Below are 21,061 nucleotides of genomic sequence, written 5' to 3' on the forward strand. Positions count from 1 at the left end.
GACATCACCGAGCACGCAACCGGCGAGGGCACGTTGTACCTGTGTGCCGTCAAGGACGTGTAATCGGGCCGCATCGTGGGCTATTCCATCGACGCCCGGGTGAAATCCAGCCTCGCGGTGAGAGCCCTTGAATCCGCGGTGGCCCGTCGCGGCCAGGTCGCCGAATGCATTGTTCATTCCGGTCGAGGGTCGCAGTTCCGCTCACGGACGTTCGTGTCCGTTCTCGCACGTCACGACCTGGTCGGCTCCATGGGCCGGGTCGGTGCGGCCGGCGACAACGCGGCCATGGAGAGCTTCTTCGCGCTGCTGCAGAAGAACGTCCTCGACCGCCGTACCTGGGCCACCCGCCAGGAACTGCGGATCGCGATCGTCACCTGGATCGAGCGCACCTACCACCGACGCCGGCGTCAGAGACGCCTGGCCCGATTGACCCCCGTCGAGTACGAGACCATCATGACCCCGGCCGCAGCCCTGGCTGCATAAACCCCGCTGTCACCCAACCCTGCAGCAGTCCCGGACCTGGTGCTGAGGCAGTTCGGGGCCGAGCGTAGCCAGACAGTGGAGACCACGGTGCTGGTGAGGAACCTGCGGGAGAACTTCGACACGACAGCACGCCTCCACGCCGAGTACTTCGGGGAGCACAGGCCCGCCAGCACGGTCATGGGCATTTCCGACTTGGCACTGCCGGACCAACTCGTGGAGATTGGCGCGCTCGTGCGTCTCGACGTGAAGCCATAGGCAGGAGGCCGGCCTGATTTCCTTCACTGAGCGTTTTCAGGGTTGTCTCTCCAGGGTGAGGACGGCTTTGGTGATGACGGTCATGCGGTCCAGGCTGATGCGGGCTCTGCGGAAGATCTGCCAGGACTTCAGCCGTGCCATGCCACGTCCGACCGGTGCTCTCGGCGCGGCCAGGGCCCGGTTGACGGTGCGCTGGGCGAGGGTGGGTTCACCGCCCGGTGGGCGTTTGAGTCCGGTGGTGACCCAGGGGCCGGCGCCCTGGTAGGCGCTGTCGGCGAGAATCCGGACGCCTTGGCGTTCGCAGCTCCGGATGACGCGGTGGGTGCGGACTGCGGTGGCATCGTGGGTGCGGCCCGGCAGTGCGGGCGAGATCCACAGCACTTCACCGGCGGAACCGGTGACGACCTGGATGTTCACGCCGTGGCGACGATGCCATGGGCGGCGAAGAACGCGCGGGTGCGGCTGAAGAACGCCACGGTGGTGGCGGCCTTCTCGTCGGGGAGGTGCTCGGTATGGGTCGGACGAGAGAACCCGTCAATGGCGGAGTGCAGGTAGACATATCCGTCCTTGGCACCGGCGGTCTTCGCGCGCTGGGCGGTCCTAACGACCTCGTGCACGGTTGGCCGTGGCTCGGCGCCCGGTCAGGTCGGTGCAGGTGCTGGTGCTGGTCTAATACCCGGATGGAGAACATCCCGGATGCAAAAGTCTCACTCTCCGACCCATGGCTTGCGTACTTCGCCGACCGCGGACACACAGGTGTCCGCCGGATCGGTGGCGGTGTCGAGGGCGTCGTTTACGGGCTGGGCCAGGGCCGGGCGGCCAAGGTGTGGAGTGGTCGGCCGCCAGCCGATTTCGATCTGACCCGCCAGGTATACGCGGACATTGCGCGGCACCCGCTGCCGTTCTCCACCCCGCAGATCGTCGACGTGGAGGAGCACGAGGGCGTCCTGGTGACGTACGAGCGTGAGCTGCCCGGAGACCCGATGCGGGTCGGCTCCGCCCGCGCGGACTATGGGCGCGAACTGCCCACCCAGCACAACGACGCGCTCCTTACCGTTCTGCGTGGCCTGGCGTCCGTGCCCGGCACCGACGCCATGCGTCAGTTGACCGTCCAGGGTGACGACCGTCCGCTGTGGCGGGATCACGACTGCTTCCGCGACGCACTCGCGGCCCTGGTCGCCCGGGCGGCAGCCCGGCACGGTGCCGCCCTGGCGGCCTACGTGTCGGACTTCGACGCGGGGGTTGCACGCACCCAGAAGGCACTGCGCTCGCTCCCCGACGCCCCGGTGACAGCGATCCATGGCGACCTCGTCCCGCCCAACATCCATGTCGACGCGGCCGGCCGGCCCGTCGCCGTGCTCGACTTCGGCTTTTACACGACCGCAGGCGACCCGGCCTTCGAGGCCGCCGTCACCGCTGCCATCTGGGACATGTACGGGCCGCACGCCGAGGAGCACACCGCGGAACTCACCCGGCTCTTCGCCCACGAGCTCAGCTATGCGCCAGCGGCCCTCACTGCCTATCAGGCCGCGTACGCCCTTACCACCTACGACCTCTTCGGCCTGGACGACCGCGACGGGCACTTCCGGTGGTGCGCAGAACAGCTCCGCCGCAACGCTGTGTTCAACACTGAAATGGGCGTCCGTCACAACGACTCGTTGATGGCAGCGACAAGCATGGTCGCCTCGTAGCGGACCGCCAGCTTGTCGCTTCGCCCTGTAGTGAGGCCCGCCTGTCGACGGCTTCGGACACTGGCAATAATCAACCGATGAGTGCCATCGATCGCCCTATGCCGCCCCTGAACGCCGACGAGCGCACGACGCTGGAAAGCTGGCTCGACTTTCACCGCACCACACTGGCCATGAAGTGCGAGGGGCTGGACGATGAGCAGGCCGCCGAGGCGTCCGTGCCGCCGTCCGCCTTCACACTGACCGGCCTGGTCCAGCACATGGCGGAGGTGGAGCGGAATTGGTTCCGCCGCGTGTTCGCCGGAGAACAGGCTCCGCCCATCTACGACCCGCAGGCCGACCCGGATGCCCCCGACGGTGGTTTCGATGTGGCTGAGGGCGCCACCCTGAGCGACGCCCTCGCCACCTGGCACACGGAGATCGCCCGCGCCCGTGAGAACTGCGCCGAGCGTGCTCTGACCGATACGGGTCGCTTCATGGAGCAGGACGTCAGCCTTCGCTGGATCTACGTCCACATGATCGAGGAGTACGCCCGCCACAACGGCCACGCCGATTTGGTCCGGGAACGCATCGATGGCACTACCGGCGTGTAGCGCCGGCCCAGGCAGTGTTAACCCTGTCGACGACGGCGCGTAGGCGCTGGTCGTCGGCATGGCGGTTTCGCCACACCTAGCTCCATCTGAGCGCAGACGGGCACTGCCGCCCCTTGTTTCTGATCGTCACACCAGGTCAGCGGGCGGGACTGCACCCAGTTCCAACCGGTTCTGGAGAAGATCCGAGTCCCGAAACCCGGGCCGGGCAGGCCCCGTAGAACGCCCAACAGCGTCGCCGCCGACAACGCCTACAGCAGCCGACCCTGCTGTGAGTACCTGTGGCAACGGGGAAATCGGCACACCATGCCGGAGAAGACAGACAGCCAGGCCGCCCGTCTACGCAAAGGCTCACGCGGCGGACAGCCACCGGGCTTCGACGAAGAGCGGTACAAGAAGCGCAACACCGTTGAACGGGCCATCAATCGGCTGAAGCAGCACCGGGCCGTGGCTACTCGCTACGACAAGCGACGCAATGTCTACCTCGGCACCGCCAGCGTCGCGGCACTGGTGATCTGGCTCCGCTCGTGAGCGTCAGGATCAGTCCTCATTCGTCTTCCGGCAGGTGAAAGTAGACGGTGCCCGACCGCCAAGGGCCGTGCTCGGTCGTCTCTGACTCGATCACCACGTGCTGGATCTCCGCCGGGCCCAACGCCTCGATGGCGTCTGCCTGCCGTCGCAAGAGGGCCGGAACGCTGTCGCAGCCGGGGCCAGCCGGGTTGGCCTGCGAGAAATGGCGCACGGTCCAATGCGCCGGAGTATCAATCACGGACTCATCGTAAGACCTGCCAGCACCTGGTCAGCAGCTAACTTCTGACTGGGTACGTCAGGTCGCGGAGCAGTCGAGACTGTGATCGACCGGACAATTCCTCATAGTGCTTCGTTACGTTGGGTGATTACGGTTGATCGTGGGCAGCTTCCTGGAGTGAGGTTGGGGGAAGTGGAGCGGCTCCGGGGCGAGTTGGCGGGGTTCGTTGCCGATGTGTTCGGGTCGTTGCCGCTCCGGGATCAGCGGCGGTGGGGCGAGTGTTATCTGCGGGCCTGATGCTCGACGGCCGGCGCAAGTCGATCCAGCCGATGGCCGAGCGGCTGCCGGACGGGAACATGCAGGCCCTGAAGCAGTTCGTGAACCAGTCGCCGTGGGACCCGTTACCGGTCAGGCGGCGGATCGCCGAGCGGTTGAGCGAGGCGATCCGCCCTGAGGTGTGGGTGATCGACGACGTGTCGTTCCCCAAGTGCGGCAAGGCGTCGGTCGGGCTGGCCCGTCCGGGTCGGTGAGGAGTGCGGAACGCTGGAGCGGTCCCGCAGCCCAGCCTCGCCGTGGGGGTCGTACCGGGTTCTTCCACTTGGACAGGCAGGCGCGGGAGACGCCAGCCTCGGCGGCCACGTGCGCGATGGGCGGCTGCGCCAGCGCTCGCCGAGCTTTTGGCGTCCCTCGATGTTCAAGGGGGCGTTCGCAAGCGTCACTGGAGCACCTCGGTGCTTTGGCCAGCCGCGATCACAGTGCGGAGGGGGAAGGCGATGAGCAGCGCGACAGCGACCATGAGCCCGCTTGCCCACAGTGGCCCGAGGTTCCCGGCTGCGGTGCTGAGGGTGGTCGCGGCGGCGAGGGGTCCGACGGTGGCGCCGACGTTGAGTGCCGCGGTCGCATACGAGCCGGCCATGGTGGGGGCTCGCGCCGCCTCGTAGAGAACCCGCGTGATCAGCGTACTGCCCAGCGCGAACGACAGCGCGCCTTGAAAGAACACAAGGGCAAGCAGCGCGACCGGCTCGTCGGCCAGCATGGCCAGGGCTGGCCATCCGATGAGCAGCAGCGGACCACCGACCGCGAGGACCAGGGCGGGGCGCTGGTCGGACAGCCGCCCGGCGACGGTGACGCCGACGAAGGAACCGGCACCGAAGAGCACCAGAGCGACAGAGATCCACACCTCGGTCAGCCCGGCGGTGCCGGTCACAACGGGGGCGAGGAAGGTGAAGCTTGCGAAGGTTGCCGAGTTCACCAGCGCACCGAGCAGCATGACCAGCATCAACCGGGGACGTTTGAGCTGGGCGAGTTCCGTTCGCAAGGTTGGCCCGCCAGTCGCCTCTTCCTTCACACGTCCCGCTGGGATCCCCTTCAGGATGCCGAGAGCTGCGGGCAGGCAGAGAGCGGCGACAGCCCAGAACGTGGCCCGCCAGCCGAGCAACGTGCCGAGTACCGACCCACAAGGGACACCGGCGATCGTGGCCACCGTCGTGCCTGACAGCAGCACGGCCAGCGCACGTCCCTTCTTGTCGGGCGAGACCAGCGTGGCGGCAGCCGTCAGAGCGACGGCAAGGAACCCTGCGTTCGCGAGTGCGGCGACGGCCCGGGTAGCGAACAGGACCGGGAAGCTCGTGGTGATGGCACCCACGGCGTGAGCTGCCGCGAAAGCGAGAATGAACCCGAGAAGGCTGGAGCGCCTGGGCCAGTTGCGGGCAAGCGCGGCCACAAGGGGAGCACCGACGATCATGCCGATCGCGAAGGCCGGGGTGAGCATGCCTGCTGTCCCGACCGTGAGGTCGAGATCCGAGGCGATGTCCGGCAAGAGGCCGGCGAGCATGAACTCCGAGGTGCCCATGGCGAAGACCGCCATGGCGAGCAGGTACAGCGGGTAAGGCATCGAGTGGCTCCGAGGTGTGGAGAAGCACGAGAAGGTCATCTCGTCACCGCGGCCAGCCCCAATGGCACACTCGTCGCACCGCAGAACGCGGCGCGAGGCAGGGCTACGAGGTCAGTGATTCAGGGGGCTGACGGCGTGACCGAAAAGCCCCCACCTTGTCTGACTCAGGACTCGACATGGCCCGCACGCTACCCGACCAATACCCATCGAGGCACCTCGGTTTCACCGGCGTGGCCTGTGCCACCAACGTCATGTCCCGCAACAACTGTCGCGGTTCAGGACGTTGTTGACGCGAGTTGTCGGCAGATCAGCTTGTGGGCAAGCCGCGCTGCATCGATCAGGTCCTCGCGAGCCGCGCCGAGGTTGGATCGCGCGGACAGTCCGTGCCAGACCGATTGGACGAACCCGGTCAAGGCGGCTGCGTTGGTCCCGGCGGCCAGTTGCCCGTCCTGGATCGCTCGCTCGATGCGTGCGAGGAGGATCTGATCGTTCGAGCCGTGCAGTTCGGCGAAGTAGGCATGGGTGTCGAGCGTGCTCGTGCTGTCGGTCATCACCGCGCTGCTGATGAGGCATCCGGGATGCGCGTCACTGGGCTGGGTGAACTCGTGGACAGAGTCGGTAAGGATGCGTTCGATGACGGTCCGGATGTCCTTCTCAGACACAGCCTGCCGGTAGATCTCGCGGTACCGCTCCGCATAGGTCCGCACCGTTTCCTCGAACAGTCCGGCCTTGCTGCCGAAGGCGGCGTAGAGGCTGGAGGTGGAGAGCCCGAGGGCCGCGGTCAGGGCGCGGGTCGAGGTGCCGGAGTAGCCCCGTCGCCAGAAGAGGCGGGCGGCTTCAAGGATCGCGCGGTCGCGGTCGAAGGCTCGTGGTCGTCCCCGGGTGCGTTCGGTCACGCTTGCATTATAGAGCGTTTGCTCCATAATTGCTTTATGGAGCAAACGATCCAGAAGAGGTTGTCGGTCGGCGGGGGTAGTTGGATCACGGTCGATGTGTACGGGGAGCCGGATGCTCCGGGCCTCGTCGTCGTCCCGGGCGTGATGAGCGATGCGCACACGTGGCGCCACGTCGCGGGCGCCATCGATGCCTGGCCTTCGGTGGTGGTCGTGAACCGCCGAGGCCGCGCTCCCTCGGGGCCGCTGACTGACACGTACTCGCTGCGAACAGAGGTCGAGGACCTCGGCGCGGTCCTTGACGAGTTCGGCACGAGGGCGCTTTTCGGCTGGAGCTACGGCGGCTTGATCGCGTTGCTGTCCGCCAACAAGCGTCCGATACGGCAGGTGATCGCCTATGAGCCGGTGATGCGACCGTTCGGCCGTCACGCACTGCCGGGCCTGAAGGTCGCAGAGGAGGCTGCGGACTGGGACCGCTGCGTCGAGATGGTCAATCGGCAGATCTCCGGTTTCTCCGCGGCGCATGTCGAGGACCTTCGAGCCGACCCTCACGGTTGGGCAGTCCTGCGCCGCTTGAGCGGACCGGTGCGCGCGGAGCTCGGCGCACTGAACGCGGCGGTGCCTCCAGATGTGATGGCGGGACGGGCAGGTCGAGTCGACCTGATCATCGGTCAGTGCAATCGCGGAGCGGCCCCCTACGGAACGTCGTTCGACGACATCCGGCAGCGCGTTGCTCACGCCGACGTCCATGAACTCGCCGACCAAGGCCACCTGGGCCACATCCAGGCGCCCGCAGAGCTCGGCCAGCTTCTCAACACCCTTGCCACCATCTGATGAGATGGGCATCTCCCGCGCCTGCGGTCGAAGTGGGTCAACCGATACCGCCGTCACGGCGAACTCGGCCTCCACGACCGTTCCTCCGCGCCACGTCACCAGCCCAGCGCAACTCCCCATGACGGAGCGCGCAGATCGCATACCTCCGTCGTACCCCAAGTGGTCAGCTCGACTGGCAACCGCCGGCTCCGAATCCCACGTCAGTCGTAGTCAGCGGGCAGGTTCGTAGGTGAGTTGTTTGACCTCTCGCAGGGTGAGGGTGGTTTCGATGGTGCGGACTCCGTCCAGGGCTCCGATCTTGTCGCTGAGGTAGGCGTACAGGTCGCCGGTGCTGGGGTGGAGGGTGGCGGCGACGATGTTGGCCTGGCCGGTGATGGCCGCGGCGAAGCGCACCTCGGGATGGGTGGCGAGGGTGTGCCCGCCGTCGGCGAGGGCAGACGGGGCGACGGTGAGCCAGAGCATGGCGACGACGTCGTGGCCCAGGCGCTCGTGGTTGAACTGCACGTCCAGGTAGAGGACTCCGGTGGAACGCAGGCGGTCCAGGCGTCGTCTGAACGCCGGTTCCGGCAGGTTCGTGCTCGCCTGCAGTTCGGTGAGCGGGGCGCGTCCGTCACGGCTGAGGACGGCGAGCAGCGCTTCGTCGGCGTCGTCCAGGACGACGGGAGCGGTGGCCGGTTCAATGGCCGGCGGGCTGAGGGTGGTCTGCTCCTCGGGGCTGAGGGCGTTGATCTTGCTGAGCCAGCCGAGCGGTCCCCCGTAGAAGTGGTGCAGGAGGCAGTGGGCGCTGACCGAGGTGACACGAGGGGTGCGCTGGAGGCGGTTGAGGAGGAGTTCGTCCCTGGCCTGCCGGGTGCGGGGCTTCATCGCGCACATCACTTCGGTACCGCCGGAGATCACGCTGACGTAGGCGGTGTCCGGGCGCCGGGCGAGCGCGCCCGCCATCTGTTCGGCGGCGTCGGGCGTGCAGCGCAGGCGCAGGAGCCAGGTGCTGCGGCCCAGTCGGCTTTCATCGGTGATGCCGAGCACCCGCAACTGCACCGTCGTGCGCAGCCGGCGGAAGCGGCGGGCGGTCGGACACGCCCAGGACGTCCGCGATCCGGTTGAACGGGGCCCGACCGTCCAGCTGCAACGCCTGCAGCAGCTTCAGATCGAGTGCGTCGGGCACCTGCGAGTGCACGGTTGTGTCTGCGTTCGAGGCGGATGTCAGTGACATGATCCGACCACGGGGGCCGGACGGTCCCCCGTCGTCGTCGGCTGTCCCGGCCATCGGTGTGGGCCCCGACCCGGAAGGGCCCGGGCCTCACCGGGCGCGCTCCCGTCCCCACGGATGGCGCCCGGTACCGGATCAGGCCACCCATGCCCGGTGGGCCGGGACCCGCTAAGTGTCCGAGCGGTCGGCGGGACCGCGATTCAGTTGCCGGGATGAGCCAGCTCCATGTGGACGTCGCCCGGAGCCCGGCCGTCCACGGTGATCGTGGTGGCCACGGGCGGATACCCGACGGCGATCACGGAGTAGCTTCCGGCGTCCAGATCGGTGAAGGCGTAGGCACCGTCGCGGCCCGGTGGTCGTGGTGCCCACCACGTTGCCGGCCGCGTCCACCAGCGTCACCCGTGCATCGGCCAGGGCTTGGTGGCCGGCGCCCGCTCGCACGACACCCCCCAGCCGACCACGACGGCGACCCCCGCCTCTTCCGCACCGACCGCGCCCTGTCCGTCGCCGTCCTCGACCAGCCCGCCCGGCGCCGCGCCGGACTGGAACTGACCGACGTGTGGCAGACCCTGCGCCGCCGCATCGATGACATCCCCGCCCCCTCGCCATCACCGCCCGCGTCCGCAACGAGATCCTGGCCAGGTTCCTCCGCATCCACGAAGCCGACCTCGCGCCCCCCATCCCGGCCGAGCCGCCCGCCTAACCCGAAGGCGAGCCGGGCTGGACGAAGGTCGAACTACGCTTCCGCTCCCTGGTGGCCGCCGAGGTACTCCTCGCCTTCGGCCCCGACGCCGAAGTCCTCACCCCCCAAGACCTCCGCCAGGCGCTGGCCCGCAGAGCCGCCGCAACCGCCGCTCTCTACACCCCCCGCCAGGACACCTGACAAGACAGCCGAGGCACGCGGACGCCCGCCACCTCTATCTGACCAGCACGGCACGCATTCGATCGCATCGAGGCAGCAGCCGCCTTCACCGACACCCCACCGGACGACCGTTGTACGGGGGGACCGGACTCTGGCGTCCAGCCCAGTGGTTGTGACGTGGCCCAGGGGTTGGTCTGCGCCGGGCCCCTTGAGGAAGCTTGCCCTCTTCTCCGGGGCTCGGGGCGTCTGGGGCTCGGGGCGCATGGGGCTTTGGTCGTAGGTCGCAGGTCGGTGGTGAAGTGATCGGCGGCCAACAGAAGATTGGGGATGTGAAATCTTCTGCTTTTGATGTGGATGGCTTCCTGCGGCAGCCGCTCACCGCTCGTATCGCGACGAGCGGGCCGACGGTGCGTCCTGTCTGGTTCCTTTGGGAAGAGGGAGCCTTCTGGACCTTGACCGGCCCATGGGCCCGGTTGTTCGACCGTGTGAAGGGTGACCCGAACGTCGCCCTCGTGGTGGACGAGTGCGATCTCACGACGGGGTGCGTCCGGCAGGTGATCGCTCGGGGCCAGGCTGAGCTCGTACCCTTTGATGTGCCGAGGGGGCGGCGCAAGCTTGCCCGCTATTTGGGTGGGGACGAGGCCTTGTGGGACGAGCGTTTCGTGCACTACCTGCATGATGATCCGGGCGAACGAGGCACGAGGTGGCTGCGTTTGGTGCCTGCCTCGCTCACCGCGACTGATCTCAGTTACTCCGTGGCGCCGTGATGGTGTGCTGTGGCCAGGCGGTAGGACTCGGTTCCGGTCTCCAGACCGACGACCCGTCCGCACTCGGCGGGCAAACGCGCTTCGACGACAGCGAATGCCCCGTCGCCCGGTCGGTTAACGCGATCGGCGACTGATGGTGCGCGGCCAGTCACCGTCGTCCAGCGCCTGCTGTTCGGCGTGAACGCGCACATCAACCTCGACCTGGCCATCGCCGCCCCCGCGCGAACCAGCCCGGGCGAGGCCATCCACGAGCGTCCGGCCGGGTGAGTTGACCTTCACGTATGGGGCAATGTCTAGCGTCAGCGGCATGACTCAAGTCGCCAGAAGCACCACGCAGCCCGCGTTCCCCCGTCTGCCTCGCACGGGTCTGGAGGTCCGGCTCGCCGCACGTCCCGTCGGGCTGCCCCACCCGGACGACTTCGAGGTCGTCGAGGTCGGCGTGCCCGGCCCCTCGGTGGGCCAGGTGGTGGTCCGGAACCTGTTCATGTCGCTCGATCCCGGCATGCTCACCCTGGTCAGGGGCGACGCGCGACTGCCCATGAGACCCTACGAGGTGGGAGAGGTGATGTACGGGGACGCCGTCGGCGAGGTGGTCGCCTCGTCGGACCCGGCGGTCAGGGAGGGTGAGTTGGTGGTTCATCGGCTCGGCTGGCGGGAGTACGCCGTGGCCGAGACGAGTGCGTTCCGCCGCGTGGACAAGGCGGCGTACCCGAGCCCCTCCATGCACCTCGGCTTCGGCCTGGTGGCCTACGTCGGACTCATGGAAGCGGCGGAACTGCGGCCCGGCGACACCGTCTTCGTCTCGAGCGCGGCCGGGGCCACGGGGAGCATGGCGGGACAGATCGCCCGGCTCAAGGGAGCCGGCCGGGTGATCGGCAGTGCCGGCTCCCCCGACAAGGTCGCCCACCTCACCGGGAAACTCGGGTTCGACGCGGCCTTCGACCATCACGACGGCCCGGTGCTCGACCGGCTGCGCGAAGCGGCACCGGACGGCATCGACATCTACTTCGACAACGTGGGAGGCGAACAACTGCGCGCCGCCATCGAGGTCATGAACGTACATGGCCGTATCGCGGTCTGCGGAGCGCTGGGCCGGCAGAGCACCGGCCGTCCGGACGAGGGCCCGGGGGACCTCCTGAACGTCCTCGGCAAACGCCTGACCATCCGCGGCTTCACCCTGTGGGACCACCTGGACCGCGCTGCGGAATTCGGCGGGCAGTTCCGCGACTGGCTGAGCGACGGCTCCCTCGTCTACGACGAAACGGTGATCGACGGCCTGCGGAGCGCGCCCGGGGCGCTCCTCGATCTCGTCCGTGGCAGGTTCACCGGGAAGACCGTAGTACGGGTCGGGAGTTGACTCCCAAGCATCGAACAGGAGGCAGTCACGTGTTGATCGGCGAGCTCGCCGCACGGACCGGGTCCACCACCCGAGCCCTGCGCTACTACGAGGAGCAGGGCCTGTTGGAGTCCGGGCGGACAGCCTCGGGCTACCGCGTCTACGGTCCGAACGCGGAGACGCGGGTCCGCAACGTCCGCGACCTGCTGGCCTCCGGGTTCACCATCGAGAACGTCAAGTCCTTCGTGCGCTACCTCGACACCGACCTTCCCGAGGTGTTCGCGTACTCGCCCGCGTGCTCCGACGGCTACCTCGTCGGCGCGCAACGGGTGGCCGAACTGGCAGAGAAGATCGCGGCTCTGACACGCCTGCACGACATCCTGGTCCACCGGATGCCGTGGCTGGCGACGCCCGATGACGCCTCACGGAAGGAGGCCGCCTGACGGCTGTCTTCCCCACGGCTCTCGAACCCGACAGCTCCAACGCGGCCCCGCAGGTCATCCGCCGGTCATCCGCCGGTCATCCGCCAAGCATGGCCGAGAAAAAGTCGAGCGAACGGTCGACCTCCTTCAGGGCCGGGCTCCTGTTCAGGTGGCCATGGGGCATGCCCGCGGAGAGGTACGTCCGGACCGGCACCTCGGACTCCTCCAGCTGCCGGGCAAGCAGATCACCGGAGGGCCGCAGATCGTCGTACTCGGAGAGGACGATGCCCGTCGTCGGCAGGCCCTCGAGCTTCGCCGCCCCGGGCATCGCGGCCGGGGGAAGGTCGGTCAGACGGCCCACGTAGTTGCGGACCATGTGCTCGATGCCCGCCGTGGTGAACCGCAGGAGCGCCGGCAGGTCCCGCATCCCGGCCGCCGTATCGTCGTCCAGGGCCGGGGTCGGGAAGTGGACGAAGGGGTAGGCGAGCAGCAGGGTGTCCGGGCGGGGTTCGTCCTGGTCGCGGAGGCGGATCGCCGTGGAGAGGGCGAGGGCGGCGCCCGCGCTGGCGCCCCCGAGTGCCATCGGACCGGACACCGGCCGCCCCTCCCTCACCAACCAGAGCCACGCCGCGTGCGCGTCGTCGACGGGTATCGGGTGGCGGACGCCGTCCACGGCCAGGCGGTAGTCGACGGAGACCACCAACGCCTGTGCTCGGGCGGCGAGTTCGGCGGACACGACATGCGCTTCCGGCATGTCGGTGTCGCCGCCCATGAAGCCACCGCCGTGCAGCCACAGCAGTGCGCGGCGGGGTTCGTCGCGCGGGGTGTAGAGCCGGACGGGGACCGCGCCATGGGGGCCGGGGACGGTGCGGTCCTCGATGGAGACGTCCGGCATGCGCCACTCGCCGGGGTCACGGAAGTACTCGGTCAAGCGTGCCATGGCCTCCGGGTCGTTCTGGGCGTCCTCCCAGCTCAGGCCTTCGAGAAGGTGCAACTTCTCGGCGAGGAAGGGATCGAGTGGCATGGATGCTCCCCAGAGGCGTCAGTAGACGAAAATCCAGCACGTACAAGTATTCCCCGCGCGTCCGAACCGCCTGACGAGGTCAGCATCCGGGTGAACGTCTCGGCGATCGCCGCGATGTTCACCGTGGGATCGTGCGTCCACTGGATCTGCAGGCCGTCCAGCACCGCCGGCAGCGTCCTGGCGAAGTGGTCCTTGTCGCGGTGGACGCAGGCGCCACGGAGCATGACGGTCTCGCCGTTGAGGCGCAGGCCGTGCCGGGGGTCGAGTTGCAGGGCGCGGATACCGAAGGTGACCTGATCCCCGTCCCCGTCCCCGTCCCCCAGGCCCACATGGCAGTCGTAGAGCGTCGGCGCCTCGGGGCTCCACGGGGCCCGGGGACGGCACGTAGAGGCGCTGCCCGGACCGTCGCCGGCTCACCGGGCGGCACCGTCACCCTGGAGACGTCGCTCGCGAAGACGGTCCCGGCGGCGTCCCGTATCTCCGTGACGCGGGGAGCGTACGGGCTTCGATCGAGTCGTTGGCCACCTCCGTCACGAAGCACTACTAGTGATCGCCGGCGCTGTCACGCAGGAAGCCCGCGAACGCATGGGCGGCGGGGGTGAGGACGTGGTCGCTCATGCGGACGAGGAGGATGCGGCGTACCGGTGCGGGAGGTTGCAGCGGCAGGACGCTGACGCCGGCTCGGATGCCCTCCAGGGCCAGGGTGGGTGCGAGGGCGACACCGATTCCTGCGGCGACCATGGCCTGGGCCTCCTGGTAGTCGTGGGCCTCGTAGGCGACCTGCGGCTCGAAGCCGGCCGAGCGGCAGCTGCGGGCGAGGGCTTCGGCCACCGGGTGGTTCTCGGCGCGGGTGATCCAGGGATCGTTCGCGAAGTCGGCGAGGGAGGCCGAGCGGCGGCCGGCCAGGGGGTGGGCCTCGCCGACCAGGAGGGCCGGCGGGTCGTCGGCGAGTGCGGTGACGACGATGTCCTCGCGGTCGATGCGGTTCCAGTCGTAGTCCCACATCAGGGACATCTCGATTTCCCGGTTCTCCAGCATCGCCCACAGCCCCGCGATGCGGGCGCTGCGCACCGTCAGCCGTACGTCGGAATGCGCCTCCCGGAAGGCGATCACGGCCCGAGGAAGGAGAGAGGCACCGACAGTGGGGAACGTGCCGACCCGCAGGGTGCCCGCGCGCAGTCCCGCGAAGTCGGCCAACTCGTTCTCAGCGGCCTTCAGTTCGCGCCCGATCCGCTCTCCGCGCTCGGCCAGCGCGCGCCCCGCGTCGGTGAGTGTGACGCCCCGCGCATGGCGCTCCAACAGGGGCTGACCGGCCTCCGCCTCCAAGCGGCTGACCTGCTGGGACACCGCGGACGGCGTGTAGTTGAGGGCCCGTGCGGTGGCGGTCACGGAGCTCCGGCGGGCGACCTCGGTGAAGAGCAGAATGCGCCGGACGTCGAGCATCGCGCCACCTCCAGCGTCAATCCCAGTGTCAGTTCCAGCGTTAATTTCAGCTTAAGGCCCGTGCATATTTCCGAGATTGTACTTCACGCTCTTCGAGCCCACTGTGGATCGCATCCCCGCACGGAAGTGCCGTCGGGGCTTCCACGAGGAGTCTGTTGTGTTGCGTCTGCAGGGCGAGATGATCCGCGGGGGTACCAGCAAGTGCTGGATCTTCGACCACCACGACGTGGTGGCGACCGGCGTGGATCCCGACACCCTGCTGCTCGCCGCCTACAACGCCGCCGACCCCCGCCAGATCGACGGCGTCGGCGGCGCCTCCTCCACCACCTCGAAGGCCGCGATCGTCCGGACGTCCACCGCGCCCGGCATCGACGTCGAGTACGCCTTCGCACAGGTCGGTATCGGTGACGAGCGCGTGGAATGGACCAGCAATTGCGGCAACTGCGCCACGGCCGTCGCCCTGTACGCCGTCCACCACGGCCTGGTGCCGGTCGCGTCGGAGTCCACCACGGTGCGGATGCTCAACGTCAACACCGGGGCCCGCCTCACCGGCACCATCCCGACCCCGGGGCATACGGCACCTGACGAGGGCAGGGCCGCAGTGCCGGGCACCGCCGCGCTCGGGGTGCCGGTCCTGCTCGGCTTCGAAGACCCGGCGGGCTCGACCACGGGGCTCGCCCTGCCGACGGGCCGCGCCCTGGACACCCTGACGGGGCCCGCCGGTCAGGTCGAGGCGTCCCTGGTCGACGCCGGTGCCCCTGCCGCGCTGTTCGAGGCGAAGGCCTTCGGTCTGCAAGGCACCGAACCCCTGGCCGAGTTCGCCGCGGCCGTACCCGCTCTCACCGTGCTGCGCCGTCAGGCCGCCCTGGCCATGGGCCTGTCCAAGGAGAGCGATCCGGTCGGCCACGCCGTCCCGAAGGTCGGCGTCGTCGCCCGCCCCGCCGCCTACCGCACCACCGACGACATCCCGGTCGGACAGGACGAGTACGACCTGGCCGTCCGCATGGTGTCGATGCACGCCCCGCACCCGGCGATCGGTCTCACCTCCGCCGTCGCGCTGGCCACGGCAGCCGCCATCCCCGGCACCCTCGCCCACCGCGTCGCCCGGCAGACCGCCGACGGCACGCTCCGTCTGGGCACCCCGGCCGGTGTCATCACCGCCCGGGCCGTCCCCGCCGCGGACGACGCGTCCCCCACGGTGCTGCTGCACCGCGCCGCCCGCCGTATCGCCCGAGCCGAACTCCTCGTTCCCGTCCTGGAAGGACGCCCCGCATGAGCCGCAACGTCGCCGCCCCGGGTACCGTCACCGCTCCACCCGGCCGCCTACGCCGACTGCTGTCCCTGCTGTACGTCCAGTGCCTGGTCGGCGTCCTCGCCGGCGCCGCCGTCGGCTGGCTCTGGCCGTCCTTCGGAGCCGACTTGAAGCCCTTGGGCGACGGCTTCATCGCGCTGGTCCGCATGATGATCGCGCCGGTCATCTTCTGTACCGTCGTGCACGGCATCGCCTCCATGGGCAACGCGCGCGCCGTCGGCCGGGTCAGCCTCAAGGCGCTGATCTACTTCGAGGTGCTGACCACCGTCGCCATGGTGATCGGCCTGGTCGTCGTCAACATCGTCAAGCCCGGCAGCGGACTGCACGTCGACCCGTCCACCCTTTCCGCCGAGGGCTTGCCGCCGGAGGCGACCCAGAGCCACGAGAGCGTCACCGCGTTCGTCCTCTCCATGATTCCGGACACCCTGCCGAGCGCGCTGACCGGCCACGAGATCCTGCCGGTGCTTCTCATCTCGGTTCTGTTCGGCTTCGGCCTGAACGCCGCGGGCGAGGCGGGCGCGGGGATCACCGAAGGCGTCGAGAAGCTGTCCAAGGTCCTCTTCACGCTCATCCGTTGGATCATGCGACTGGCCCCCATGGGCGCCTTCGGCTCGATGGCCTTCACCATCGGCAACTACGGTCTGGACACCCTGCGTCACCTGTTCCTGCTGGTCGGCTCCTTCTGGCTCACCGCCCTGTTCTTCGTCCTGGTCGTCCTCGGTACAGTCATGCGCGTCAACGGCCTGCGTCTGCTGCCCTTCCTCCGCTACATCAAGGAAGAGCTGCTGATCGTCCTGGGCACCTCGTCCAGCGAGCCGGTGCTGCCACGCATGATGGCCAAGCTGCAGCACGCGGGCGCCTCCAAGCCCGTTGTCGGCATCACGCTGCCCGCCGGGTACTCCTTCAACCTCGACGGCACCGCGATCTACCTGACCATGGGCTCGGTCTTCCTCGCCCAGGCCCTCGGTATCGACCTCAGCCTCACCCAGCAACTGTCGATGCTCGCCGTCATGCTGCTCACCTCCAAGGGCGCCGCCGGGGTCACCGGCTCCGGCTTCATCGCCCTGGCCGCCACCCTCAGCGCCGTTCCACACGTGCCCGTCGCCGCGCTGGCGCTCATCTTCGGCATCGACCGCTTCATGTCCGAGGCCCGCGCCCTGACCAGCGTGGTCGGCAACGGCGTCGCCACGCTGGCGGTGGCCAAGTGGGAGGGCCAACTCGACGAGGAGCGTGCCAGGGCCGTCCTGCGGGGTGAGATCCCGTACACCTCGGCATTCGCGGCCGACCGCACCTCGGGCCCGCGGACCGGTCCCGCGCACGGCGTGAAGCACGAGGGGGTTGAAGAGGTCGAGGAAGTCGAAGAGACCAAGGGAGTCGTGGAGACCGAGGGAGTCGTGGAGACCGAGGGAGTCGTGGAACCCGGCGTGGAGGCAGTGGCCGAACCGGACCGTGCCCCGGTGCCCACCGCAGGCTGACCCAGCCCGCACCCCGCGGCCGGTTCGGAGCCCGCACCCCGGACCGGCCCCTTCTCGCGATCAGAGCACCCGGCGCGTCAGTCAGTGCCGTCGGCGCGGAGGACCAGGTCGAGCAGACCCGGGAAGCGCGCGTCGAACTCCTCGCGGCGCAGGCGGTTGACCCGCTTGGGTCCCTCGTCGCGCTGCTCGACCAGGCCTGCGCCGCGCAGCACCGAGAAGTGGTGACTCTTGGCGGCTTTCCCGACGCGCACGTCGAAGCTGCCGCAGCTGCGGGTCCAGTCAGGAGAGCCCGCGAGCTCGCGGACGAGCTGGACGCGGACGGGGTCGGCGAGCGCGGACAGCGCGGTGAGGACGGACACGTCCTCGGGATGGGTGTGGACCGGCGCCGCCCGATGACTGCCGCCCTCGACCTGGTTCGACATGTCCTCCCCCTTGTCGTGCGTATCACTGCCGCGATGCCACGAATTCAAAGCGGGCGCTTGCACAGTGTTCGATGAATATCTTACAGTCCCAGTGTTCGCTTTTCATTGAACACTCGTCCGAGCAGCCGTCGAAGGGTGCGTTCCGCCCATGCGTGCAATCGAGTTCCAGGAGTACGGCGCCCCCGAGGTGCTGAAGATCGTGCAGGCCGACACCCCCGAGCCGGGGTCGGGCCAGGTGAGCATCGACGCCGCCTACGTGGGCGTGAACTTCGCCGACCTCAAGGCCCGCGCCGACGGCTACCGCGTGGGGTCGCTGCCGTTCCGCCCGGGCCTGGAGGTCTCCGGACGAGTCCGGGCCGTCGGCGACGGCGTCGAGGGGCTGTATCCGGGGCAGGAGGTCGCGGCACTCGTCAACAGTGGCGCCTACGCGGAGGTCGTGGTCGCCGACATCGCCACCGTCTTCCCCCTCCCCCAGGGCCTGGACCTGCGGACCGCGGCCACGCTCCCCACCGTGGTGCCGACCGCGCACGCCCTTCTCCACGAGGTGGGACGGCTGCGAGCCGGAGAGAGCGTTCTGGTGCACGGCGCCGCTGGCGGCATCGGCACGGTCGCCGGGCAGCTGGCCCGGGCGGCGGGCGCCGGCGCGGTGTACGGCGTGGTCTCGTCCGCGGCCAAGGCCGACCACGCCCTCAAGCACGGCTACGACGAGGTGTTCACCACCGACACCTTCCTCGACGACGTCCGCCGCGCCACCGACGGCAGTGGTGTCGACCTGGTCCTCGACCCGGTCGGTGGCGACACTCTCCGCCGCGGCCTCGACGCCCTCGCCGTCTTCGGACGCCTGGTCTCCTTCGGGAACGCGAGCGGCGAAGAGCCGTGGCAGGTCGGGCAGCCCCAGCTCTACGCGCAGGGCCGTTCGGTCGGGGGCTTCTCCATCCTGACCCTCGCACAGACGGCCCCCAAGGCGCTGCGGGCACTCGCCGAGCGAGCCTTCCGTACGGTCGCCGACGGCACCGTCAGCCTCCCGATCACCGCGGAGTTCCCGCTGGTGGAGGCGGCCGAGGCCCACCGGCTGATGGGCGGGCGCAGGTCGACGGGCAAGTTGCTGCTGAGGGTGGCCGACTGAGGGGCCCCCAGCACCTGCCGGGACCGTCGTAGTCCTCGACGATGCGTGCGCTGAATCCGAGGCGGCGGTGGAAGACGATCGAGCCGGTGTCCGGACGGCCCGCGCGATCGCCATGTCCGTCAGGAGGCCAGGCGGGTGGCGGCCTGGACCAGGTCGTCCACGTCCTGTTCTGTGGTGGCGAAGGACGTCACGAAGCGGACGACGCCGGGCTCCCAGCGGTCGTGGTAGAAGGCGTAGCCCTCGGCCAGCAGGCCTTCGGTGATCTCCTGGGGCAGGCGGCAGAAGAGGATGTTGGCGTCGGCGGCGCCGAGCAGACCCACCCCGGGTATCGCCTTCAGGCCCTCCTGGAGGCGGGCGGCCATGGCGTTGGCGCGGGCCGCGTTGCGCAGCCACAGACCGTCGCTGAGGTAGGCGTCCAACTGGGCCGCCTGGAAGCGCATTTTGGACGTGAGCTGGCCGGCGCGCTTGGCGCGGAAGGCGAGTTCGGCGGTGAGCGAGCGGTCGAAGACGACGATCGCGTCGGCGGTCATCGTGCCGTTCTTGGTGGCTCCGAAGGACAGCAGGTCGACGCTGGCCCGCCAGGTCAGCTCGGCGGGAGTGCAGCCGAGGGAGGCCACGGCTCCGGCGAAACGCGCGCCGTCCATGTGCAGACGCAGGCCCGCCTCGGCGGCGATCGACCCGAGAGTGCGGATCTCGTCGAGCGTGTAGACGGATCCGGTCTCGGTGGCCTGGGTGAAGCTCACCACGGAGGGCTCGACGCTGTGCACGTCCCCGGCCTTGTGGCGTGCGGCGGCCCGCAGCTCCTCCGGGTCGATCTTGGCGTCGTCCCCGCCGAGCGGCACCAGCTTCGCGCCCGCCGTGTAGAACTCGGGGGCGCCGCACTCGTCGTTGTTGATGTGACTGTCGCGGTGGCACAGCACGCTGCCCCAGGGCGGGGTCAGCGCGGCGAGGCTCAGGGCGTTCGCGGCGGTGCCGGTGGAGACCAGCAGGACGTCGACGTCACGCTCGAACATCTCGCTCAGTCGGCGCCTGACCGTCGCCGTGCCGTCGTCCGCTCCGTAGGGCGGGGCCGGGCCGGAGACCGCCCGGGTCACCGCTTCGGTGATCTCCGGCGAGGTACCGGCGGTGTTGTCGCTGCTGAAGACGCGTGATGCGGGGACGGGGATGGGGGCGGGGGCGGGGGCGGGGGTGCTCATGGTCGGCGGTCCTTGTCGGTCTTGGACGGGTTGTTCCGGTCGTTCTTCCCTGCCGGCGCCGCCGCGTGGATGAGCTGGCGCAGCGCGCCGTGGTAGACCTCGTGGTCGGTGACGGCGGGCACGATCGCGGCCAGGTTGCCGCTCAGCACCGGGAACTCCTCCGGGTCTAGTGCGGCCAGCGCGGTCCGTGTGGCCGCCTGGGCGGCCCTGGCGTCGCGGTGGTCGACGAAGCCGGCGCTGCCGAGGGTGAGCAGGTACATCCGCCGGTACGCGGTGATCGCCTCCTCGGGAGTCAGTCCGGCCGTGAGGCTGTGGGCGAGCTGCGGCTCGACCAGGCGGGCCAGCAGGTGAGGGCCGAGCCAGGGACGCGTCCCGCGCAGGGCGAGCAGTCCCGGATGTGCCACCAGCAGCCGGTAGAGCGCGGTGAACCGGGTTTCCGTGGCCGTGGCCCAGTCGGCGTCCGGTTCGGTTTCGGGCAGTTGGGAGGCCAGGTGGTCGACGCACAGGTCCAGTAGTCCGGCCAGGTCCGTGCAGCGGCGCTGGAGCGAAGCGAGGGAGATCTCCAGTCGCGACGCCAGCGCCCGGAACGTCAGAGCTTCGGGGCCGCCCTCGTCGATCAGGAGCAGGGCGGCGTCGGCGATCCGGTCCGGGGTCGCGCGGTCCAGTGAAGGAGAGTGCCGAGGCATGCGAGTCAGCGTACGGTACAACGTATCGCATGTCCAGGTGAGCCCCATTCGGGCACATTCGACAGACGTCGAGCTGCGTGGGGGTGAGGGGCGGGGCAAGGAGGGTACCTGCGGCTGAGTACGACGCACGCGCGATCGCGGGAGGTAGCCATGGGCAAGCTCGGAGATATGGCGAACAAGGTAAAGGAGATGGCGAAGGGCCACCCGGACCAGGCCGACAAGGCTGTTGCGGCCGCCGAGCGGATGGTCGATGAGCGGACGGGCAACAGGTACGACGCCCAGACCGACAAGGGCGCCGACGCCGTGCGCCGCTCCTACGGAAGCGACGGCACGACGGAACGCTGACCCCCACATCGGCATACTGGCCCCCGGTGCAACACGCCGGGGGCCAGTAT

Annotated in this window: 24 protein-coding genes and 7 pseudogenes; 17 read left to right on the forward strand and 14 right to left on the reverse strand. The window is 69.2% G+C overall.

All coding sequences use genetic code 11. The annotated features are described in order from the left end of the window. Together IG99_RS24750 and IG99_RS24755 are read left to right on the forward strand one after the other, a co-directional pair. Positions 1-483: pseudogene (locus tag IG99_RS24750) on the forward strand (transposase); the annotation flags it as partial. A gap of 39 nt (positions 484-522) precedes the next feature. Then, entirely contained in the window at positions 523-738 is a 216-nt protein-coding gene (locus IG99_RS24755; RefSeq protein WP_234311943.1) for a Rid family hydrolase, read from the forward strand. A 36-nt stretch (positions 739-774) separates the two neighbouring features. Here IG99_RS24755 and IG99_RS24760 read toward each other — a convergent pair. Both IG99_RS24760 and IG99_RS24765 read right to left on the reverse strand, forming a co-directional pair. Then, positions 775-1,170, reverse strand: a pseudogene (locus IG99_RS24760) (transposase family protein); the annotation flags it as partial. Next, a pseudogene (locus IG99_RS24765) lies at positions 1,167-1,316 on the reverse strand (IS481 family transposase); the annotation flags it as partial. The pseudogenes IG99_RS24765 and IG99_RS24760, both read right to left, overlap by 4 nt. A gap of 102 nt (positions 1,317-1,418) precedes the next feature. On the opposite strand from IG99_RS24765, the gene IG99_RS24770 reads away from it, so the two are divergent. The 3 genes from IG99_RS24770 to IG99_RS52025 all read left to right on the forward strand — a co-directional run bounded on the left by IG99_RS24770 (position 1,419) and on the right by IG99_RS52025 (position 3,547). Beyond that, on the forward strand, positions 1,419-2,429 hold the full coding sequence (locus IG99_RS24770; RefSeq protein WP_078947885.1) for an aminoglycoside phosphotransferase family protein: 1,011 nt from the start codon (positions 1,419-1,421) through the stop codon (positions 2,427-2,429). 77 nt (positions 2,430-2,506) lie between these two features. Continuing rightward, on the forward strand, positions 2,507-3,019 hold the full coding sequence (locus IG99_RS24775) for a DinB family protein (protein ID WP_037677304.1): 513 nt from the start codon (positions 2,507-2,509) through the stop codon (positions 3,017-3,019). Positions 3,020-3,322: 303 nt separating this feature from the next. Beyond that, positions 3,323-3,547, forward strand: a complete 225-nt coding sequence (locus IG99_RS52025) for a hypothetical protein (protein WP_394298046.1) — start codon at positions 3,323-3,325, stop codon at positions 3,545-3,547. 16 nt (positions 3,548-3,563) lie between these two features. Here IG99_RS52025 and IG99_RS24785 read toward each other — a convergent pair whose 3' ends face one another. Next, positions 3,564-3,785, reverse strand: coding sequence for a hypothetical protein (locus IG99_RS24785; RefSeq protein ID WP_037677306.1), 222 nt, complete (start codon positions 3,783-3,785; stop codon positions 3,564-3,566). A 156-nt stretch (positions 3,786-3,941) separates the two neighbouring features. Between IG99_RS24785 and IG99_RS24790 the strand changes: the two are divergent. After that, positions 3,942-4,279: pseudogene (locus tag IG99_RS24790) on the forward strand (transposase); the annotation flags it as partial. 200 nt (positions 4,280-4,479) lie between these two features. Here IG99_RS24790 and IG99_RS24795 read toward each other — a convergent pair. Together IG99_RS24795 and IG99_RS24800 are read right to left on the reverse strand one after the other, a co-directional pair. Next, a complete protein-coding gene (locus IG99_RS24795) occupies positions 4,480-5,658 on the reverse strand; it encodes a Cmx/CmrA family chloramphenicol efflux MFS transporter (RefSeq protein ID WP_037677308.1) in 1,179 nt (392 codons plus the stop codon). Positions 5,659-5,933: 275 nt separating this feature from the next. Further along, positions 5,934-6,554: a TetR/AcrR family transcriptional regulator gene (locus IG99_RS24800; protein WP_037677309.1), complete on the reverse strand. Its 621-nt coding sequence runs from the start codon at positions 6,552-6,554 to the stop codon at positions 5,934-5,936. Positions 6,555-6,590: 36 nt separating this feature from the next. On the opposite strand from IG99_RS24800, the gene IG99_RS24805 reads away from it, so the two are divergent. Together IG99_RS24805 and IG99_RS50465 are read left to right on the forward strand one after the other, a co-directional pair. Further along, on the forward strand, positions 6,591-7,385 hold the full coding sequence (locus tag IG99_RS24805; protein ID WP_037677311.1) for an alpha/beta fold hydrolase: 795 nt from the start codon (positions 6,591-6,593) through the stop codon (positions 7,383-7,385). 1 nt (position 7,386) lies between these two features. After that, positions 7,387-7,502 (forward strand): annotated as a pseudogene (locus tag IG99_RS50465) (helix-turn-helix domain-containing protein); the annotation flags it as partial. A 93-nt stretch (positions 7,503-7,595) separates the two neighbouring features. Here the strand turns inward: IG99_RS50465 and IG99_RS24810 are convergent. The 3 genes and pseudogenes from IG99_RS24810 to IG99_RS50470 all read right to left on the reverse strand — a co-directional run. Beyond that, the gene (locus IG99_RS24810) at positions 7,596-8,411 is read right to left on the reverse strand and encodes an Lrp/AsnC family transcriptional regulator (RefSeq protein ID WP_324606139.1); all 816 of its coding nucleotides are present in this window, start codon (positions 8,409-8,411) and stop codon (positions 7,596-7,598) included. Further along, complete coding sequence (locus IG99_RS51695; RefSeq protein ID WP_324606140.1) at positions 8,392-8,652, reverse strand: AsnC family protein; 261 nt, start codon at positions 8,650-8,652, stop codon at positions 8,392-8,394. Before IG99_RS51695 ends, IG99_RS24810 begins: the two co-directional genes overlap by 20 nt. Before the next feature lie 143 nt (positions 8,653-8,795). After that, positions 8,796-9,051: pseudogene (locus IG99_RS50470) on the reverse strand (carboxypeptidase regulatory-like domain-containing protein); the annotation flags it as partial. A 298-nt stretch (positions 9,052-9,349) separates the two neighbouring features. On the opposite strand from IG99_RS50470, the gene IG99_RS50475 reads away from it, so the two are divergent. From IG99_RS50475 to IG99_RS24830, 5 genes and pseudogenes are all read left to right on the forward strand, one after another. Further along, the gene (locus IG99_RS50475) at positions 9,350-9,478 is read left to right on the forward strand and encodes a WCX domain-containing protein (protein WP_234311944.1); all 129 of its coding nucleotides are present in this window, start codon (positions 9,350-9,352) and stop codon (positions 9,476-9,478) included. Positions 9,479-9,807: 329 nt separating this feature from the next. Next, the gene (locus IG99_RS24820) at positions 9,808-10,224 is read left to right on the forward strand and encodes a pyridoxamine 5'-phosphate oxidase family protein (RefSeq protein ID WP_037677313.1); all 417 of its coding nucleotides are present in this window, start codon (positions 9,808-9,810) and stop codon (positions 10,222-10,224) included. Positions 10,225-10,374: 150 nt separating this feature from the next. Continuing rightward, positions 10,375-10,491, forward strand: a pseudogene (locus IG99_RS50480) (DUF5995 family protein); the annotation flags it as partial. Positions 10,492-10,531: 40 nt separating this feature from the next. Further along, positions 10,532-11,581: an NADP-dependent oxidoreductase gene (locus IG99_RS24825; RefSeq protein WP_078947886.1), complete on the forward strand. Its 1,050-nt coding sequence runs from the start codon at positions 10,532-10,534 to the stop codon at positions 11,579-11,581. Positions 11,582-11,610: 29 nt separating this feature from the next. After that, on the forward strand, positions 11,611-12,003 hold the full coding sequence (locus IG99_RS24830; RefSeq protein ID WP_037677315.1) for a MerR family transcriptional regulator: 393 nt from the start codon (positions 11,611-11,613) through the stop codon (positions 12,001-12,003). 76 nt (positions 12,004-12,079) lie between these two features. On the opposite strand, the gene IG99_RS24835 is transcribed toward IG99_RS24830, so the two are convergent. The 3 genes from IG99_RS24835 to IG99_RS24845 form a co-directional block, all read right to left on the reverse strand. Continuing rightward, positions 12,080-13,006 carry an alpha/beta hydrolase fold domain-containing protein gene (locus IG99_RS24835; RefSeq protein ID WP_037677318.1) on the reverse strand — a complete coding sequence of 309 codons (927 nt, stop codon included), beginning with the start codon at positions 13,004-13,006 and terminating at the stop codon, positions 12,080-12,082. Then, positions 12,955-13,335: a hypothetical protein gene (locus IG99_RS50485; protein WP_037677320.1), complete on the reverse strand. Its 381-nt coding sequence runs from the start codon at positions 13,333-13,335 to the stop codon at positions 12,955-12,957. Before IG99_RS50485 ends, IG99_RS24835 begins: the two co-directional genes overlap by 52 nt. Positions 13,336-13,549: 214 nt before the next feature. Beyond that, a complete protein-coding gene (locus tag IG99_RS24845) occupies positions 13,550-14,449 on the reverse strand; it encodes a LysR family transcriptional regulator (protein ID WP_037677322.1) in 900 nt (299 codons plus the stop codon). A gap of 157 nt (positions 14,450-14,606) precedes the next feature. Here IG99_RS24845 and IG99_RS24850 point away from each other — a divergent pair, with 157 nt between their 5' ends. Further along, positions 14,607-15,725, forward strand: a complete 1,119-nt coding sequence (locus tag IG99_RS24850; protein WP_037677325.1) for a PrpF domain-containing protein — start codon at positions 14,607-14,609, stop codon at positions 15,723-15,725. Continuing rightward, positions 15,722-17,236 (forward strand): C4-dicarboxylate transporter DctA, encoded by a 1,515-nt coding sequence (gene dctA / locus IG99_RS24855; protein WP_078947887.1) that lies wholly within the window; start codon positions 15,722-15,724, stop codon positions 17,234-17,236. Before IG99_RS24850 ends, dctA begins: the two co-directional genes overlap by 4 nt. Positions 17,237-17,313: 77 nt before the next feature. On the opposite strand, the gene IG99_RS24860 is transcribed toward dctA, so the two are convergent. Beyond that, positions 17,314-17,658, reverse strand: a complete 345-nt coding sequence (locus IG99_RS24860) for an ArsR/SmtB family transcription factor (protein WP_037677326.1) — start codon at positions 17,656-17,658, stop codon at positions 17,314-17,316. 148 nt (positions 17,659-17,806) lie between these two features. On the opposite strand from IG99_RS24860, the gene IG99_RS24865 reads away from it, so the two are divergent. After that, positions 17,807-18,784, forward strand: coding sequence for a quinone oxidoreductase family protein (locus IG99_RS24865; protein ID WP_037677328.1), 978 nt, complete (start codon positions 17,807-17,809; stop codon positions 18,782-18,784). Between the two features lie 119 nt (positions 18,785-18,903). Here the strand turns inward: IG99_RS24865 and IG99_RS24870 are convergent, their stop codons facing one another. Both IG99_RS24870 and IG99_RS24875 read right to left on the reverse strand, forming a co-directional pair. After that, entirely contained in the window at positions 18,904-19,980 is a 1,077-nt protein-coding gene (locus tag IG99_RS24870; protein WP_037677330.1) for a threonine aldolase family protein, read from the reverse strand. Continuing rightward, positions 19,977-20,666, reverse strand: a complete 690-nt coding sequence (locus IG99_RS24875; RefSeq protein WP_051865852.1) for a TetR/AcrR family transcriptional regulator — start codon at positions 20,664-20,666, stop codon at positions 19,977-19,979. Before IG99_RS24875 ends, IG99_RS24870 begins: the two co-directional genes overlap by 4 nt. A gap of 150 nt (positions 20,667-20,816) precedes the next feature. Between IG99_RS24875 and IG99_RS24880 the strand changes: the two genes are divergently transcribed. Then, entirely contained in the window at positions 20,817-21,011 is a 195-nt protein-coding gene (locus tag IG99_RS24880; protein WP_037677333.1) for an antitoxin, read from the forward strand. The last annotated feature ends 50 nt before the right edge of the window (positions 21,012-21,061 follow it).

Source organism: Streptomyces griseus subsp. griseus, from assembly GCF_000720255.1.
Classification (GTDB): domain Bacteria; phylum Actinomycetota; class Actinomycetes; order Streptomycetales; family Streptomycetaceae; genus Streptomyces; species Streptomyces griseus_I.

Coding starts and splice junctions, on each gene's coding strand:
- IG99_RS24860 (WP_037677326.1), bottom strand. CDS start 17,658: ATGTCGAACCAGGTCGAGGGCGGCAGTCATCGGGCGGCGCCGGTCCAC.
- IG99_RS24835 (WP_037677318.1), bottom strand. CDS start 13,006: ATGCCACTCGATCCCTTCCTCGCCGAGAAGTTGCACCTTCTCGAAGGC.
- IG99_RS52025 (WP_394298046.1), top strand. CDS start 3,323: ATGCCGGAGAAGACAGACAGCCAGGCCGCCCGTCTACGCAAAGGCTCA.
- IG99_RS24845 (WP_037677322.1), bottom strand. CDS start 14,449: ATGCTCGACGTCCGGCGCATTCTGCTCTTCACCGAGGTCGCCCGCCGG.
- IG99_RS51695 (WP_324606140.1), bottom strand. CDS start 8,652: ATGGCCGGGACAGCCGACGACGACGGGGGACCGTCCGGCCCCCGTGGT.
- IG99_RS24870 (WP_037677330.1), bottom strand. CDS start 19,980: ATGAGCACCCCCGCCCCCGCCCCCGCCCCCATCCCCGTCCCCGCATCA.
- IG99_RS24875 (WP_051865852.1), bottom strand. CDS start 20,666: ATGCCTCGGCACTCTCCTTCACTGGACCGCGCGACCCCGGACCGGATC.
- IG99_RS24770 (WP_078947885.1), top strand. CDS start 1,419: ATGGAGAACATCCCGGATGCAAAAGTCTCACTCTCCGACCCATGGCTT.
- IG99_RS24880 (WP_037677333.1), top strand. CDS start 20,817: ATGGGCAAGCTCGGAGATATGGCGAACAAGGTAAAGGAGATGGCGAAG.
- IG99_RS24795 (WP_037677308.1), bottom strand. CDS start 5,658: ATGCCTTACCCGCTGTACCTGCTCGCCATGGCGGTCTTCGCCATGGGC.
- IG99_RS24865 (WP_037677328.1), top strand. CDS start 17,807: ATGCGTGCAATCGAGTTCCAGGAGTACGGCGCCCCCGAGGTGCTGAAG.
- dctA (WP_078947887.1), top strand. CDS start 15,722: ATGAGCCGCAACGTCGCCGCCCCGGGTACCGTCACCGCTCCACCCGGC.
- IG99_RS24825 (WP_078947886.1), top strand. CDS start 10,532: ATGACTCAAGTCGCCAGAAGCACCACGCAGCCCGCGTTCCCCCGTCTG.
- IG99_RS24775 (WP_037677304.1), top strand. CDS start 2,507: ATGAGTGCCATCGATCGCCCTATGCCGCCCCTGAACGCCGACGAGCGC.
- IG99_RS24805 (WP_037677311.1), top strand. CDS start 6,591: ATGGAGCAAACGATCCAGAAGAGGTTGTCGGTCGGCGGGGGTAGTTGG.